This is a genomic window from Corynebacterium bovis DSM 20582 = CIP 54.80 (assembly GCF_030408615.1).
Lineage (GTDB): Bacteria > Actinomycetota > Actinomycetes > Mycobacteriales > Mycobacteriaceae > Corynebacterium > Corynebacterium bovis.
The window spans coordinates 2,583,969-2,600,927 of sequence record NZ_CP047187.1 but is presented as its reverse complement, the minus strand read 5'-3'; the positions used below and the strand labels follow the sequence as shown (position 1 = coordinate 2,600,927).

Genomic DNA, 16,959 nt, shown 5'->3' with positions numbered 1-16,959 from the left:
CGGTGTCCTTTCCGGTTCGCCGGGGCGGGTGGCCCCGGGAACGTGGCGCGGGTCTCGGTCGGGCGTCGGGGGCTGGCGGGGGTGTCGGGGGCGTCGGGTCTGTGGGGGCGTCGGTCGGGTGGGGGGCGGATGGTGGGCGGGGTGCCCGGTCGGGTGGTGCCGGTCGAGGTCGGCCGTCACCGGCGGGTCATCCAGCTTCGGTCACGGGGTGGACGTTCGTCCAGCCGGGGTGCCCGGTGGACGGCCGGTGGTGGTCGGGGTGACCGGTGACGACGCCACCGCCGTCCGTGCGGTGCGTGGTCGTCGCCGGCCGGGCGCCGAGGTGGTCACGGGGCCGCCGACCGGGGGGTGGACGGGACCGGGTCCGCGGTCGTCACGGGGACGGGGGCCGGTGAACCGGTTCCGACCTCGGCCGGCACGGACCCCGGCCGTCCGGTCCGTGTCACCGGTCGACGACCGGCGTCCGCCGTCCGCTGGGGTGTCTTTCCAGCTTATCGGGCGGTCGGACCGGGCGGGGGCCGATGGCCGACATGGTGTCGGGCGGGGTGTGAGCTTCAGTGCACGGTACACCCGCCGCCGGCGGACCGGCGCGACACGCGCCGTCCGCTGTGGATGACGAGTTGTCCTCACGAATTGCACGTCTTGTTCACACACCGTTAGGTCCGGTGGCCTGCCTTTCCACAGATTTCCACACACCTGTGGATAACTTTTGTCCCCAGGTTGTCAACAGCCTACAGCGGACCTGTGGACAACTCGAAATCCGGACCCTTACGGTGCGTGACCTGCAAGGATGAAGGTTTAAGTAGAGCTTGAGACTTTGGGGGTGCACAAGTTGTCCACAGGCTGACCCGTTTGTGCACCGTCTCCGGCGTTCCGACCTGTGGAGATCCGTCGACAGGGTGTGACGGCCTTGCGTCCGGACGCCGGATGTGTTCTCCGGGCGGCGGAGGCGGCGGGGGGAGGAGAGCCGTCGACCCCCACCCCGGTGACCCGCGGCGACGGTGCCGGCAGCTCCCGGTCAGGTCCCGCGACGGCACCCGGCGGCGGGGCCCGGCAGCTCCCGCGACGACACCCGGCGGCGGTCCGGGGCCCGCGCGGTGGGGTGCCGCGGGACCGGCGGCGGGACCGGCGGCGTGAGCGGCCGCGGGACCAGCGCTGTTGCTCGACGACCACCCCGCGGCGACGGGTGGGGCCGGAGAGCCGTGAAAATTCCACCGGTGTTATGCGTGTGAATTTTGATGAGCCGCCGTTCACCACGTACTCTGGGTGCCGTCTACGGCATCACCCGCCTCCGGATGCCGCCAGCGTGCACGGGCCACGGTCCGGCACTCGGGTCGGTCCGCAGTTCCACTGGACCGGCCCACGGCGCATCGGCGGCCTGATGTCTTCACTGCCTGACCAGCGTCGCACCGTTGCGACCCAGGGCAGGTGACGAGCGCCGAGGAGGCCCGCCGGGCCTCCGACAGCAGCTCGGGAACACCATCGACCACCGCCACGGTCGTCGGTTGCCGGTGCGCTCCGCGGAGGAGCGTGGCAGGGCGGCTTCTCCACCGTGGTCTGACTGAAGGAGTGAGTACCGTGGCCAAGGGCAAGCGGACTTTCCAGCCCAACAATCGTCGCCGCGCGCGTCTGCACGGCTTCCGGACCCGGATGCGTACCCGGTCCGGCCGCGCCATCGTGTCCGCCCGCCGGAGCAAGGGACGCAAGTCCCTCACCGCGTAGGCCCCTCGCCGGCCGACGCCCACCGGTCCCCGGACCGGTGACACCACCACCGTGCTTCCGCCTCAGCACCGCCTCCGGTCCTCCGCCGATTTCGCGAGGACCGTGAGACGCGGTCGGAAGAAAGGCAGTCGCACGGTGGTGGTGTACGTGTATTCGGGGGGTGTTCCACCGGTCGCGCGCGATGCGTGTGGCGGTGGCGCTGGTGCCGCGGGTGCCGGTGGTGCGAATCCTGGTTCCGCGCAACCCGGTGCCGCGCGCGCCGCGGGCGACACCGCGCCGCGGTGCGTCGTCACGACCGGCGGGCCGCGCTGGGGGCTCATCGTCTCGAAGGCCGTCGGCAACGCCGTCACCCGGCACGCGGTGTCCCGGAAACTCCGCCACATCGCCGCCGAGGTGCTCCGGTCGCCGGACGGCGACCGGCGCCTGACCGCGGAGACGACCGTCGTCCTCCGGGCGCTCCCGGCGAGCGCGACGGCTGACAGTGAGGAGCTGGAGCGGGATGTCCGCACGGCGCTCCGGGCTGCGCTTCGTTGACGGCCCCGGGCGACTCGCCCGTGGCGCCGTTCGTGGTTACCAGTTGTACCTCTCGCCCCTTAAAATGGGTCCGACGTGTCGGTTTGAGCCGACGTGCAGCAGTTACGCCCTCACCGCCCTCGAGCGGCACGGTGTTGTCGTGGGGCTGATCCTCACCGCTGCGCGCCTGGCGAAGTGCGGTCCGTGGCACCCAGGAGGCTGGGACCCGGTTCCGGCGCGCTGGCCGCGGCGGATGCGGTGGCCCCGCCGGGGTCGCCGTCGACCCCCTGACTGACTGGCTGACTGACGGTCCTCGTCCCACCCTCGATCCCATCCTCGACCTCAAGGAGAGACCCGGAGACGTGCTCAACTTCATCTATTACCCGATCTCGGCGGTGCTGTGGTTCTGGCACAAGGCGCTGAGCTTCGTCCTGGCCCCGGACAGTGGGGTGACCTGGGCTCTGGCCATCATCCTGCTCGTCGTCACGCTGCGTGTCCTCCTGCTCAAGCCGACGATCAACCAGATGCGCAGCGCCCGCAAAATGCAGGAGCTGCAGCCGAAGCTGCAGGCGCTGCAGGCGAAGTACGGCAAGGACCAGCGGCAGGAACTCGGCCTCGAGATGCAGAAGCTCCGCAAGGAGGCGGGCGTCAACCCGCTGGCGAGCTGCCTCCCCATCGTCGTGCAGATGCCGATCTTCCTCGGTCTGTTCCACGTGCTCCGTTCCTTCAACCGCACCGGTACGCACATGGGTGAGATTGGGATGTCCGTCCAGGAGACCCGGAACACCCCGAACTACGTCTTCGGTGTCGACGAGGTCCAGTCCTTCCTCGACGCCCGCCTCTTCGGCGCACCGCTGTCCGGCAGCATCGGCATGAGCCAGGACGCCTACCCGGCGTTCTCCCCCGAAGGCATCCTCTCCGACTTCACGCGCGGGAACATCATCGCCGTCGTCGTGCCGCTCATGGTCATCTCGGCCGTGATGATGCACTTCTCCGCGCGGATGAGCCTCGACCGCTCCGCCCGCAAGCGCGCCCAGCAGCCGAAGAAGGCGCAGAGCGCGCAGGCCCAGCAGATGGCCTCGCAGATGGAGACGATGCAGAAGCTCATGCTCTGGGTCATGCCGGTGATGTACCTCTCCGGTGGTTTCCTCTGGCAGGTCGGCCTCGCCGTGTACATGTTCACGAACAACGCCTGGACCCTCGTGCAGAACATCCTCGTGTTCCGGAAGATGGACCGCGAAGAGGAGGAGGAGCGCCAGGCCAAGCTCGAGGCTAAGCGCACCACCGCGCCGAAGCCCGGCGTCAAGCCCGCGAACCCGAAGAAGGGCCGGGGCGCCGCCAAGGCCTCCGGGACCTCGGACGCGTCCGCCGGCGCCGGCACCTCCACCCCCGCCGGGTCGACGGCGGCCGGGTCCACGCCCGCCGGCGGGTCCTCCGCCGTGTCCGCCCAGGGGGACGACGACGCCCTCTCCGACGGGTCGGCCACCGCAGCCGGTGCCACCGCCTCCGCGGATGACGGTGCCGACGCCTCCCCGTCCACCGCTCCCCGCCCCGGGGTCAAGCCGGCCAACAGCAACCGCAAGGGAGGCCGGAAGCGGGGGAAGAAGAAGCGCTGACCCCGTGCCTCCGACGCCGGCCGTCCTCCGTGGAGGTGGCTGACGCGGGAGCCGAGACAGACCGCCCCGGGTCCTCTGGACCCGGGGCGCTTCTCTGTGTCGGGGGCGTTGGGGGCGTGGGTGCGGCTGGCGGGCGGCTCTGGTGGTGTGGCACCGGGCGCCGGGCGGCTCTGCTGGCGTGGCACCGGGCGGCGGGCGGCTCTGCTGGCGTTGAGCGACGGGCGCCGAGCGGCTCTGGTGGCGTGGCGTGGGGCGACGACGGGCGCCGGGCGGCGTGGTCCTCCCTCCGCCGGACACGTTCGGACATCCACCATGGCCCCTCCCCTCCCCGCCTGTGGCGCCGGGCGGCGGTGCGCAGGCCTCCCCGCCCGGCCACGCATTCTGTCCCGTGGGGCCGCGGCACTAGGATGTTTCACGTGGAACATCGGTTCCGTTCCCCGCGCCGCGCGCTCACCCTGACCGCGTCGGTCAACGGCAGCGAGCTGGCCCCGGGGCCGCCCGCGTCGGTGTTTCCCATCAACTCGGAACTGAACATGGACAGTCAGTCGTCGGCTGGCGCTTGAGGAGTGGCACGTGACAGAGGACCCATCGGTACCGCGGACGGCTTCGGCGGAGACGGACGCACGGCGTCGTGACGAGCTGGCCTCCTCGACGGAGTCCCCTGCCCCGACCGTCGCCGCCGAGGTTTTCGGCGACAATCTCCGTCTCGCTGAGCGCTATGCGGAATGGCTCGCGGACGCCGGCACGGAGCGCGGGCTCATCGGCCCCCGCGAGGTTCCGCGGCTGTGGGACCGCCACATCCTCAACAGCGCGGTGCTGCAGGAGGTCATTCCCCGTGGGGCGCGGGTCGTCGACGTCGGCTCCGGTGCGGGCCTTCCGGGCATCCCGCTCGCGATCTGTCGCCCCGATCTTTCGGTCACGCTCGTCGAGCCGCTCCTCCGTCGCGCGACGTTCCTCGAGGAGGTCGTCGCAGATCTCGGCCTCCCCGTGCGCGTGGTCCGCGGTCGCGCCGAGGAGAAGTCGGTCGTGTCGTCCATCGGCGGCGCGGATGTCGTGACGTCGCGCGCTGTGGCGCCGCTGGGCAAGCTCGCGAAGTGGTCGCTCCCCCTCGTCCGCGTCGGTGGTTCCCTTCGCGCGCTGAAGGGCTCGTCCGTGCGGGACGAGATCGCCCGGGACCGCAACGACATCAAGAAGGCCCGGGGTGGAGACGCCACCGTCCACGAGGTCGGTCTCGGTGTCCTTGAGAGTCCGACGTACGTCGTGGAGATTCCGCGGGTCAAGTGACGCGGGCCCACCCGGGCGGGTGAGCGTGGACGGTCCGAGCGGAGGGCCGTTCCGGACGGCGGGTGACATTGCCGTGGGGGCGGCGGGGGCGGCCGGGGGCGGCGGGGGCGGCCGGGGGCGGCGGGGGCGAGCCGTCCTGGGGTGGCCGGAAACATGTGTCCGTGGCGGGCCGCCGACCAAGGCGCAACGCTGGGGGGACGAGGCTGTGCGGGGTGCTGTACGGGGAGCGTCTGATTGTGCATGCGCGGCCCGGGGCCGGTGGTTGTAGTCGGGGCGCCCCACGGGAGGGAAAGTCGGCCTGGTGGCCGCGCGGCGTGCCGCGCCGTGGTGAACGGGTACGCGAGGCGTCTAACGGGAGGGACCGCCGGGCTGGTGGCCGCGCGGCGTGCCGCGCCGTGGTGAACGGGTCGCGGGCCGGCTCATGGGAGGGAACGTCGGGCCGGCGGCTGCGCGGTGCGCCGCGCCGTGGTGAACGGGTACGCGGGGCGGCTAACGTGAGGGATCGCTGGGCCGGGGGCTCCGCGTGGTGCTGGGTGGTGGTGAACGGGGACGTGGGATGGTTCACGGGAGGGACCGCCGGCGTGGTGGCCGCGCGGTGCGCCGCGTGGTCGACGACGGCCAGACGTACCACCCACGTGGGCCGTCCGCGTCGACACCCGTGCGTCCAGGGGCCAGCCGCACGTTGCCGCTGTCCGCGTGCGATCCCGCTTCGGTCCTGCCGGTGGGGACTCCTGGACCCTGTTCCCGGGTGCCGTCGTCACGTGTCCCCGGACAAGCATCGAGCTCAGCGTCTGCGGCCGTGGCGGCGAACTCCGGGACTTCATCCGCGTTCATTGTTTGTCCTCCCCTCTTCCCCGTCCCCCGGTGGTCCGTGTTCTGGGGTGTGAGCCTCGGAGGTTCGGGGCGTGGTTTCACGTGAAACGTGGGTCCTCGCCACCGCCTTGGCGCGGCCTCTCCGTGGCCTTCCCTCCGGCGGGCCCGCAGAGTTCGACGTGACCACGCCATCGCCGCGGCGGAGATGACTCCGCCTGTCCACGACACGCTGACTCGCGGCTCCTGCTCGCCTCAATCCGCTCCGGAGGTGGCACCGTCTTGCGGGTGCAGGTGCGCGCTGTGTCTCCGCTTCTGCTCGTTCGTTCGCAACGGCGTGATCGTCCCCGAACGGCTGAATGGACTCCCACGCAGTGCCCGGTGGGTACTTTCCCTTTGCTCGCGTCATCCGGCTTGGGACGGTCTCTTTCCTTTTGCTCGCGTCGTCCGGCTTGGGACGGTCTCTTTCCTTTTGCTCGCGTCGTCCGGCTTGGGACGGGTCCGGTTGTCGAGCACCCGTCCACTGTGTAACTCCGTGGGTCGCGCGCCGTCACCGGTACAACGCCGCTCCGCTCCCCCAGGGACCGACACCGGTTGCTGATTGACCGCTCCACACCCTCCAGACCTTGGTCCGGGCGGTTCCGCAGTACGCTGGGACTCCGAGCCGTCTCGCCTCCGACGCGATCTCCTGATCCTCCTGGCGGGCGACGTGGTGGCGTGAGGGTTGCTCTCCGGCGCTACCTGGTGTGGGCGGGAGCTGTGACCGGTCGGCCGGCGGCCTTCGTCCAGGCTCCGGTGAACTTCAGTTGGCTACCGCTTCTGGCCTGTCAGTCCCGGTACGGCGAGGCACGACGGTGTCGGTGGGTTCCGACCGTCATTGTGTCCGTTGGAGGTATTCGTTTGCCCCTTCGACGGGTATTGCATGCATGTAATTTCAACGGTGGCATCTAGTGGTTGGCGTCTAGCCGAGGCGTACGTTGAATCTTCGCCCCTGACGTCCCTGGGGTAGGCCGATGTTTCACGTGAAACATCGGTCCTCGGGGGTTCTGTGGTTCGTCCGTCCAGCACCCGGTTTACACACGACGCCCGGTGGGCGACCCGGTTGTGCCTGTCGGCTGTGGCTACGGCATGCACGAGTTCGGTACCTCGTCCGCCCCGGCCTGCGTGACCGTGTTCGTCGCCGCGTGGTCGCTCCGAGCTTCGGCCGTGCCCTCTCCCCGACACCGGTTGACGGCTCGGCTGAGTAGCCTCTGCCGCCAGGCGTGGTTCTGGTACCGCTGTGGTCTCCGCGCTTCGCGCCTCTGTGGTCTTGTCCGTCGGGACGTGTCAGACCGGGTGCTATTCATGCCCGCAAGCGGGCGTTGCCACTTGGGGCGGTGCTGCTGACGCTTCGTCTTCGTCCGTCAGTCGGGAGCGTTGTTTCACGTGAAACATCGGACTTCACGCCCGGGCCGCCGCTTGTCGAGACCGACCGCGAGTCCGAATTCCGGCCGGCTCTCCCCCGCTCCCGGTCCCATCCAGTGATCAATCGCTCGGGCCCACGCGCCTCTCGGCCCCGCCACCCCTTCGCCGGCTTCGCCCGGCTGCCCCCACACCGCAATTCGGATCTGACGACGTTGCGGCCCGAGGACGATCCGTACGCCCAAGGGGGAAAGACCGGCTGTGCGTTGGGGCTGTGTATCGCGGTCCAACGAAGGTTCGTAGTGATGCGGTTTGCCGTGCGGGTGCGATGTTTCACGTGAAACATCGGCGTGCACCGTCGGGACCGTCTCCCTCCCCCGCGGGTGTGTGCTCGACTGTGCACTCCTCCCCGGCAAGGGCAGCGGCTCGACTCGCTTCCGCTGGCACGTGTCGGGACTCGTCGCCCCTCCCCTCCCCCGCCGCGAGCTTCGTCTCGACGTTCCTGTCCTCCCCGGTGCGGGCAGGGATTCGATCCGCTTCCGCTGGCACGTGTCGCGGATCCCTGCCCCTCCCCGCCCCTGAGCTTCGCCTCGACGTTCTTCTCCTCCGCGCCACGGGTTGCGGTTCGGCTCGCTGCCCCTGGCACGTGTCGGGGCTCGTCGCCCCCCCTCCCCCGCCCCGAGCTTCGTCTCGACGTTCTTCTCCGCCGCGCCACGGATCGCGCCTCGATTCTCTTCCCCTGGGCCGGGCCGCTAGTCAACGCCCGTTCCCGAGCTCGGCTCGAGCGTCGTGATCGTCCAACAGGTGTGCGCCCGAGGAAGAGCGCACGGACGAATCGACAGGTGGTTGGCCTGCCCACATGCCGCGCCAGCGGAGCCGTGGGCGACGTTGGCGGGATAGTGCGGCTTCGCGGGAGGTAACACACCCGGGGGCTGGCTCGGACGGGCACAGATCGGCGGCCACGGGGGCGAAATGCGGACTAGCCAACGCAGTGTCGCGAGCGCGGTGTCGCGTACCTGTACCGACGGGGTCGACGGACGCCAGGCTGAGCCGGCGCTCGATGTTTCACGTGAAACATCGGATCGCTATCCGTGCTCGCCCCGGGGGGTGGGCGGTGGGTCCCGCCGAAAGCGGCGTCTCAGGAGAACGTGTCCCCCAGCGGGATTTTTGACAGCCACAAGACGGGTGCTCGAATTGCCCAGGTTTCACGTGAAACATCGGACTCACGAGACCGCCGCCCGGTCGTCTGTGTGGAGCTGGGATGGGGTGGATCTACTCGACTGGCAGCATCTGGCGTTCCCTGGGTGATGCCCTAGCCCTCCCCTCCCCACCGCCCGCCGGGAAATGGACTCCGTTCCTCGTGGTGTGGAGACGGTGGAGGCCGATAGATCGTCGGGCCGTAGACGACGAGGGTGTCTGAATGACCGTGAAGGCGCACGGTGGACGGCACGGGCCTCGGTTGACTTCGACCGCGGGAGGATCGGCCTGCTCTCGGGATCGGCGTTGCCCGGCTCCCCTCCCCCGGGCAGAGCATCCGCCGTCGCTCGCGAACCTCTGACGGAACGCACCGATGTTTCACGTGAAACGTGTGCCGCGCGCAGGCATCCGCCACCCTTCGCCGGACGAGATGGGACGCCTGAGGGCGTGTGTCGTAGCCACTCCTGAGGCTCTCGACTGGTTGTCCGTGTGCGTAGAGACGTGTGCCGACCAACGGAATCTGATCGGCAGGGTTCAGTCCTCCCGGGCACCCGGTCGAGGGATTCCGGAAGGAGGTGTCGGCATCGACGGGTCATGCGGAGGCGTCGACGGTGGCAGCAGTGTTGCCGGGGACGACGCGGTGAGCGCCCGACGGATCGTGCTTCCCGCAGGCCAAAAACGACCCTTTTTCTGGGCGATGGCTCGGGCGAACCCGATACTCCTGGTGACAACAGGAAGCGACACTGTGACAGGTCGCCTTCGATTTGGCCGGGATGCAGTTGGTACGGCGACGTGATGGGGTCGCCGGGAGCACGGGAGCCTCCCGGGCGATCCCGCGCGGTTCACGTGTCGCGAAAGTCCGGATGACGGTGCTCGCGGACGTCTCCTAGAAAGTTCACCGGAATGGGTCCGCAGGTGCCCCCGGCGGCTGGACAGTCCATGTGCTGCCATGCAAATGAGCAGGTCATCGCCCTGTGGACATTCAGCGCGTTGTCCACAGGACGCAGGGGTGGCGTTGTTGTGCCGACACCGACCGACTACTGTAGGGGGAAGTTCGCGCGATGTTCCACGTGAAACATCGCGCCGCCATCTGTCGGTCTCTCAGCTGTGTTCTCTGTGCAGGTGAAAACCACAGCACCGAGTCGTGTGCGCTCTCCCGCTCGTCCGGCTTGTGTCTATCTGGCCCTCTTTCCGTCGCCGACATACAGAAGGAAGAATGATGCGTCCTCAAGACTGGGATGACACGCCGATCGCCGCCGCTGCGAAGCGGGCTGCGAAGATTCAGAACCCTCACGGGCTTCATCTCGCCAAGCCGTCGGCGCCCCGTCGAATCACTATCGCCAACCAAAAAGGTGGTGTCGGCAAAACCACAACGGCGGTTAATCTTGCGTGGGCGCTGGGCCTTCACGGCCTGAAAGTCCTGGTCATCGACCTCGACCCGCAGGGAAACGCTTCGACGGCTCTCGGCGCCGAGCATCGCATGGGGACGCCGTCCAGTTACGAGCTCCTGCTGGGTGAGAAGTCCATCCACGAGACGATGCAGCAGAACCCCGACAACCCAAACGTCTACTGCATCCCCGCCACCATCGACCTCGCCGGAGCCGAGATCGAGCTGGTCAGCGTCGTGCGGCGGGAGTACCGCCTCCACGACGCGGTCAACGCGAATCTTCTCGAAGCCGAAGGCTTCGACTACGTCTTCGTCGACTGCCCCCCATCGCTCGGGCTCCTGACGATCAACGCCATGAATGCCGCGACAGAAGTCCTCATCCCGATCCAGTGTGAGTACTACGCGCTCGAGGGTGTCGGCCAGCTGCTCAACAACATCTCGATGATCCGTGAACACCTCAACCCGAACCTCCACATTTCGGCCGTTCTGCTCACGATGTACGACGCCCGGACGAAGCTCTCGGAGCAGGTCGCTGAGGAGGTTCGGGAGCACTTCGGGTCTGTGGTCCTGACGAATCAGGTGCCCCGGAGCGTGAAGGTGTCCGAGGCGCCGGGGTACGGCCAGACCGTCCTCCAGTACGACTCCGGATCCCGTGGGGCTCTCGCATACTTTGACGCAGCAGTTGAATTCGCAGAACGTGGGGACTTCCTGCCCTCAGATGAAACAGCTCCGATCGGGATCGCCCCGGACCTCCATAACGGGAGTCTCTGATAATGGACGAATCCAATAGTCAGGACGACAGATCGATGGACGGCACGCAGTCTAAAGTAACACGATCGAGGAAGAAGGGTGCGATGACCAGCGGAGATGCTTCGACAGGCGGTGGCACACCTGTAAAGAAGTCGACGGCTGCCCGGAAGCCGGCGACGTCCGCTATGCCCAAGGCCGCGGGCGGCAGTGCACAGCGAGGCGGGCTCGGGCGGGGACTCGCCAGCCTGATCCCCACCGGCCCCTCGAAGCCGACCCTGGGTCACAGTGCGGCTGACGTCATCCTCGGTCCCGCGCGTCACCGTGACGAAATGGACGCGGGCCGGCGGGGTGACGGGAACGGCCGCGAAAATGCCGATAACGCGCGTCCCGAGGCCGCGGAATCGACGCCGCGCCGCGATGGAGAGGCGTCGGCGACGACGTCGGAGGCCGGGGCCGCGGGAGGGCGGCGTCGAACCCGGACACCCTCCTCGGCAGCCGACCGTGAGGACGCCGCGACCGCCCGGGGCACCGACGGGACACCCGGGACGGGCCGGGGCACCGACGCGGTGACCGGAGCCGGGCGCGGGGCGACACCGACCCGGGCCGATGCGACGAGCGGCCGGAGTCGACAGGCCACGACGGGCGGCGAGGCGCAGACAACCGGGAACGACTTCGGGGCCACGTACCGGGAGCTGCCCCTGGACAGCATCCAGGCGAACGCGAAGCAGCCGCGCGAGGTCTTCGACGAAGACGCGCTGCGGGAGCTGGTGCACTCGATCAAGGAGTTCGGGCTTCTTCAGCCGATCGTGGTGCGGCCACTCCCCTCCCCCACGGGAGGCGAGGGCGACGAACGGTTCGAGCTCATCATGGGTGAGCGCCGCCTGCGCGCGTCACGGGAGGCCGGGCTGACGACGATTCCTGCGATCGTCCGCGAGACCCAGGACGAGGACATGCTGCGGGACGCGCTCCTGGAGAACATCCACCGCGTGCAGCTCAACCCGCTCGAGGAAGCGGCGGCCTACCAGCAGTTGCTCGAGGAGTTCGGGGTCACGCAGGCGCAGCTCGCGGACCGGCTGGGACGCTCGCGGCCGCTCATCACCAACATGATCCGGTTGCTGCAGCTGCCCGTCTCGGTTCAGCGGCGGGTCGGTGCCGGGGTGCTCAGCGCCGGGCACGCCCGGGCGCTGCTCGGGGTGAAGGTCGGCGCGGAGGCCCAGGAGCGGCTCGCCGGACGCATCGTGGCCGAGGGGCTCAGCGTCCGCGCGACCGAGGAGGCTGTCACGCTCCTGAACCGCGGTGACGAGAAGAAGGTCGGGAAGAAGCGGTCGTCTATCGAGCCTCCCGAGCGATTCACCTCGTGGGCCACAGACGTCTCCGATGTGCTCGACACCAAGGTGTCGGTCCAGATGGGCAAGCGAAAGGGGAAGATCGTCGTGGAATTCGGTGATGCCGACGACTTCGAGCGGATCACCGAGCTGCTGAGGTTCCGGAGCGAGGACTGACGGAACTCGGACCGGGGGGCGGTGCGGTCGGGTGGGGCCGGCCGCGCTGGTGCCGGCCCAGGGCGCCGGTGGAGGGGATGTTTCACGTGAAACATCGAGGCCGGGGGCGGGTAACGGCAGCGAGTGACGACGGGTGGGGGCGTCGCCGTGGGGCCGGGACCCTCCGCAGAGATGTGGGGACGTGGCCTCGGGGGGCGAGAGCGGGGACCGGCGGGCAGTGACGACGGGCGGGGGCGGGTCGGCAGGCTCGGGGGGACGAGCGTCGTGCCGGACCGCGGTCGCGGGGGTCGGGAGGGCGAGAGGGGGGAAGCGTGACGTCGAGAAGCCGGGAAAATCAGACATGTGAAGCCCCCCGGAGCGGAATTTCGGGACCGGGGGATACCTCGGCGAACTACAGTGTGATGGGCACGGGATCGCAGGAAGGGTAGTCAGTGGAAATTACAGTTCGAGCGCTGACGCACGACAACGGGGCGGAGATCCAACATGCGGCGGCGCGCAGCGTCTTCTGGGAGCTGCCCTGCGATCACGGGGGGACACCGTGCCGGAGCGACGACCCCGAGTTCGACAAGGAACTCTGGCTGCAGTCCGTGCTGTTCCAGTGGGGGATCTGCGGGTACACGGCGTACGTCGGGACCGGTGACGCGGGGACGGGACAGCGGCCCGCCGCCACCGTGACCTTCGCCCCGGCCCGCTACCTGCCCGGACACCTCGCGCTGCCCACGGCGCCGGCCTCGCCCGATGCGGTGCTGATCGCGAACGTCTGGGTCGACGAGCCGTACATGGGCCTCTACCTCGAGCACACGCTCATCGACACCGTCATGACCGCGGCGGCGCGCCGCGGAATCAAGGCCGTTGAGGCCTTCGGCAGGAACGACGACGACATCGTGGCCGGCAACGAGCCGGACGCAGGGAGCCTTTTCCCCGGTGGTTCCGACGGGGACGGCTCAGCGGACGGCGGACAGCGGTCCGCGGGGCCGGAGGGGCAGGATCCGTCCCGCGGGAGGGCCGGTGGTGCCGGTGGAGCGAGTGGCCACGGGGCGAACGGCGACGGCGGCGTGGCGAACGGTGGCGGCCGGGGCGCGGACGGCGACGAGGACGGGATGAGCGGTGCCGGAGCGGAGGGGACCTGGTCGGGGCGGCTCCCCGGCGAGGGAACGTCGGACCGGGGGGAAGCGGCCACGAGGCCAGGCCACGCACGCAGCAGCGGAGACGGGCCGGAGAGCGGACCGCAGCGGGGCCCGGAGGGCGGGCCTGAGGGTGGGCAGCCGAGCCGGCCGCACGGTGGGTCGCAGAGCGGCCCGGAGAGCTCGCCTGACAGCGGTTCGGAGGGAGGCCCAGAGGGCGCCGACGATGGACCACCGCGCGGCCGTTACCCGGGCATCAAGCGGTGGCGGGACCCGCTGCTCGACGGGGCGAGTTACGTACCCGAGGGCTACCGCGGGTGGGAACTCCCTGACCTGCGTGGACACGCCGACGCGGACCGCGATCCCCTGTTGCGGGCCCCGATCCTCAGCGTGGACATCCTCAAACAGGAGGGGTTCAGCGTCGTGGCGGCGCACCCGCGGTACCCGCGGTACCGCATTGAACTGGATGCGGGGTACTCGATGTTCGCCCGCTTCGCCGAGGACGACCACACCGCCGTCAACGAGGTGAAGCCGCTGCGGACCGTCCTCGGCGGAGGAATTCCCGTCTGACCTGCTGACATTCCGCGCTCCGGCGGGGCGGCGTCAGGAGTGCGCGGCCTCCTGGGCGAGCAGCTCGGTGAAGGTGTACGTGCCGGTCGGCTGCGTGTCCTTGTCCATGAGGTACAGGCGCTTGACGGAGACGAGGATGGCCTCGGCCATCGTGTCGCGGAGGTGCGGGTCGGTGAGGACCGCGACGTCGGACGGGTTGGAGAGGTACCCCGTGACGAACTGCACCGTGGGCATGCGGGTGAGCCGCAGAATGTCCCACGTCCGGCCGTGGTTGTAGCAGTTGCGCAGGGGCGTGCGGGCGGCGACCTCGCGCTGGATGAACCCGCTGAGCTTCTCGCCGGTCATCGAGGAGTAGCCGTGCTCGGACCCGAAGTAGAACGACGCGACCCCGTTGGCGCGGTCGTTCGGGTAGGAGTCGCACCGCAGGGAGATCATGAGGTCCGCGCCGAAGGCGTTCGCCAGCGACGCCCGGTCCTGGGACGACGGGTTGCCCGACCGCGGGCGGGACATGATCGTCTCCATGCCCGCGGCGATCATCCGCCCCTCGAGGCGCGAGGCGAGGTCCCAGAGGATCTCCTCCTCCGTGATGGGACCGTACGGACCACGGACGGTGAGGCCCGGTTCACCGTCGCCGAGGCCGGGGTCGATGACCACGCGCTTGCCGGACAGCTGCGGCCCGGCCGCGCGGATCTGCTCCGTCTCGCGGATCGCCTGCGGGGACCCGCCCGTGATCCGTCGCCCGAGGTAGGACAGCGCGCGGAGCGTCTCCGGCCCGCAGATGCCGTCCGGGGTCAGGGCGTAGTCCCGCTGGTAGTTCTGCAGGGCCCGGTGCGTCGCGACGCCGAAGTGCCCGTCGACCCGGGACGTGTAGAACCCCAGGTCGTGGAGCTGGCCCTGGAGCTGGGCGACGTCGTCACCGACGAACTGGTTCGCCTCCAGGCTGAGCACCCGCGCGCCGAGCGTGTACGAGGCCTCCCGGAGCGCCCGGAGGACGGTCTCCGTGATCCGGCCGTCCGCGATGATGCCCCGCTGCTGCTGGAACGCGCGGAGGGCGTTCGCCAGGTCCTTGTCGAAGTACTCGTCCTCCTGGGTCCACCGCTGGGACTCGGCACCCGTGGCGTCCCCGGAGAATCCTTCGATCATGCCCAGGCGGGCGAGTGTCCCACGGACCTCCGCGATGCGGGGGCTCCGGTCACCCACCTGGAAAGAGTTGTTGTAGTACAAAATACGTTCCACTCCAGTCAGACAGCGGCTTGGACTCCACGATCACGACGAGCAATTCCAGTTACTCGTGTGACAGTTGTCAACACAGCGAGTCCAGCTTAGCGCTCAAGTCGTCCTTGGGCTGAACACCGTGGAGCTCCGCGACCTTCTTGCCGTCCTTGAAGATGAGCAGGGCCGGAATGGACATCACCTGGAACATGGACGCGAGCAGGCGCTGCTCGTCCACATTGACCTTGGCCACAGTGGCACGACCGTCGAACTCTTCAGCAATCTGTGCCAGAACCGGGTCCATGCGGAGACACGGCTGGCACCATCCCGCCCAGAAATCGACGAGGACCGGGACGTCGGACTCGACGACGGTGGACCGGAAGGTGTCCTGGGTGACGTGGACCGGGCTGGCCATGGTGAAGCCTCCAGTGTGTGGGGGTCGGTGGTGGAACGGACGTGTGCTGAGCCTACTCCGGCGGGCCGTCCGCGCCGGTGAGGACCCGCTGCTGGTGTCCAGCGCCGGGGTGCGGGGCCCGTGCGGGAGGGGTCCAGCGCCGGGGTGGGGGCCGGTGTGGGAGGGGCCCAGCGCCGGGGTGCGGGGCCCGTGCGGGAGGGGGCCGGTGCCGGGATGAGGGCCGGTGCGGGAGGGGGCAGGGCGTCGGGCGAGGGCGCGGCACCCGCCGACAGGTGCGGAGACCCGCGCCGGAGGGGCGTCGCCCGCCCCCGGGCCCGCTCAGGCGTTCAGGGCGGACAGGTAGTGTTCCGCGTCGAGCGCGGCGCGGCACCCGGAGCCCGCGGCGGTGATCGCCTGCTGGTACCGGGAGTCCACGAGGTCGCCGGCGGCGAAGACGCCGGGGACGGACGTGGCGGTCGTCGGCTCGTCGACCCGGACGTAGCCGTTCTCGCGGAGCTCGACCTGCCCCTCGAAGACGGCGGTGCGCGGATCATGTCCGATCGCGACGAACATCGCGTCCATCGGCACCTCCCGGGTCTCGCCGGTGACCGTGTCGGTGATCTCGAGCGCGGTCACGGCGGTGTCGCCGATCACCCGGGACACCACGGCGTTGGTGATGAAGGAGATCTTCGGGTTGTTCTGCGCCCGCTCGAGCATGATCTTCGACGCGCGGAACTCCTCGCGGCGGTGGATGATCGTGACGTTGTCCCCGAACTTCGTGAGGAAGTCCGCCTCCTCCATCGCGGAGTCACCGCCGCCGATGACGGCGATCTGCTTCTCCTTGAAGAAGAACCCGTCGCAGGTCGCGCACGCGGACACGCCGCGCCCGAGGAGGTCGCGCTCCCCGGGGACCCCGAGGTAGCGGGGCTCGGCCCCGGTCGCGAGGATCACCGTGCGGGCGCGCAGCACCTCGCCGTCGACGTGGACGGTCTTCACGGGCCCGTCGAGCTCGACCTTCTCGACGTCCTCCATCCGCAGGTCCGCGCCGAAGCGCTCCGCCTGGGCGCGCATCTCCTCCATGAGCGCCGGGCCCATGATCCCCTCGGAGAACCCGGGGAAGTTCTCCACCTCGGTCGTCTGCATGAGCAGTCCGCCGTAGTCCATGCCCTCGAACACGACCGGCCGCAGTTCCGCGCGCGCGGCGTACACGGCGGCGGTGTAGCCGGCGGGGCCGGAGCCGATGATGATGACGTCGTGGACCGTCCCGCTGTCCCCGGTGGTGCCGCCGGCCGTCGGGCCGCCCGCCGTGACGCCGGCGCCGGCGGTGACGAACGTCGGGGGTGCGGTGACGGTGCCGGTGGGTGTGCCGGTGGTGGATTCACTCATGCGGGATCCTCGTTTCCTGGGTCTGTCGTCGGTGGCGTCCGGGCACGCGCCGTGCGGGGTCGGGAGGTGGGGGTTCGACGCCACCACCCGG

At 69.7% G+C, this 16,959-nt stretch carries 12 protein-coding genes; 9 read left to right on the top strand and 3 right to left on the bottom strand.

All coding sequences use genetic code 11. The features are described 5' to 3' along the window. Nucleotides 1-1,578: 1,578 nt before the first annotated feature. The 9 genes from rpmH to CBOVI_RS10495 all read left to right on the top strand — a co-directional run bounded on the left by rpmH (nucleotide 1,579) and on the right by CBOVI_RS10495 (nucleotide 13,876). Entirely contained in the window at nucleotides 1,579-1,722 is a 144-nt protein-coding gene (gene rpmH / locus CBOVI_RS10535) for a 50S ribosomal protein L34 (protein WP_010265781.1), read from the top strand. A 51-nt stretch (nucleotides 1,723-1,773) separates the two neighbouring features. After that, nucleotides 1,774-2,256 carry a ribonuclease P protein component gene (gene rnpA / locus CBOVI_RS10530; protein WP_029157733.1) on the top strand — a complete coding sequence of 161 codons (483 nt, stop codon included), beginning with the start codon at nucleotides 1,774-1,776 and terminating at the stop codon, nucleotides 2,254-2,256. Then, nucleotides 2,222-2,530 (top strand): membrane protein insertion efficiency factor YidD, encoded by a 309-nt coding sequence (gene yidD / locus CBOVI_RS10525; RefSeq protein ID WP_010265776.1) that lies wholly within the window; start codon nucleotides 2,222-2,224, stop codon nucleotides 2,528-2,530. The genes rnpA and yidD overlap by 35 nt, the downstream gene beginning before the upstream one ends. A gap of 67 nt (nucleotides 2,531-2,597) precedes the next feature. Beyond that, nucleotides 2,598-3,851 carry a membrane protein insertase YidC gene (yidC, locus tag CBOVI_RS10520; protein WP_010265774.1) on the top strand — a complete coding sequence of 418 codons (1,254 nt, stop codon included), beginning with the start codon at nucleotides 2,598-2,600 and terminating at the stop codon, nucleotides 3,849-3,851. Between the two features lie 416 nt (nucleotides 3,852-4,267). Beyond that, a complete protein-coding gene (locus CBOVI_RS10515) occupies nucleotides 4,268-4,414 on the top strand; it encodes a hypothetical protein (RefSeq protein ID WP_157998190.1) in 147 nt (48 codons plus the stop codon). A 76-nt stretch (nucleotides 4,415-4,490) separates the two neighbouring features. Next, complete coding sequence (gene rsmG, locus CBOVI_RS10510; protein ID WP_029157732.1) at nucleotides 4,491-5,135, top strand: 16S rRNA (guanine(527)-N(7))-methyltransferase RsmG; 645 nt, start codon at nucleotides 4,491-4,493, stop codon at nucleotides 5,133-5,135. Between the two features lie 4,627 nt (nucleotides 5,136-9,762). Continuing rightward, nucleotides 9,763-10,701: a ParA family protein gene (locus tag CBOVI_RS10505; RefSeq protein WP_029157731.1), complete on the top strand. Its 939-nt coding sequence runs from the start codon at nucleotides 9,763-9,765 to the stop codon at nucleotides 10,699-10,701. A 164-nt stretch (nucleotides 10,702-10,865) separates the two neighbouring features. Beyond that, entirely contained in the window at nucleotides 10,866-12,182 is a 1,317-nt protein-coding gene (locus tag CBOVI_RS10500) for a ParB/RepB/Spo0J family partition protein (protein ID WP_029157730.1), read from the top strand. A 431-nt stretch (nucleotides 12,183-12,613) separates the two neighbouring features. Next, nucleotides 12,614-13,876 carry a hypothetical protein gene (locus tag CBOVI_RS10495; RefSeq protein ID WP_010265765.1) on the top strand — a complete coding sequence of 421 codons (1,263 nt, stop codon included), beginning with the start codon at nucleotides 12,614-12,616 and terminating at the stop codon, nucleotides 13,874-13,876. A gap of 33 nt (nucleotides 13,877-13,909) precedes the next feature. Here the strand turns inward: CBOVI_RS10495 and CBOVI_RS10490 are convergent, their stop codons facing one another. The 3 genes from CBOVI_RS10490 to trxB form a co-directional block, all read right to left on the bottom strand. Further along, nucleotides 13,910-15,019, bottom strand: coding sequence for an N-acetylmuramoyl-L-alanine amidase (locus tag CBOVI_RS10490; protein ID WP_125173721.1), 1,110 nt, complete (start codon nucleotides 15,017-15,019; stop codon nucleotides 13,910-13,912). A 160-nt stretch (nucleotides 15,020-15,179) separates the two neighbouring features. Beyond that, on the bottom strand, nucleotides 15,180-15,503 hold the full coding sequence (trxA, locus tag CBOVI_RS10485) for a thioredoxin (protein WP_010265761.1): 324 nt from the start codon (nucleotides 15,501-15,503) through the stop codon (nucleotides 15,180-15,182). 318 nt (nucleotides 15,504-15,821) lie between these two features. Next, nucleotides 15,822-16,868, bottom strand: a complete 1,047-nt coding sequence (trxB, locus tag CBOVI_RS10480) for a thioredoxin-disulfide reductase (RefSeq protein WP_010265757.1) — start codon at nucleotides 16,866-16,868, stop codon at nucleotides 15,822-15,824. Nucleotides 16,869-16,959: the final 91 nt, after the last annotated feature.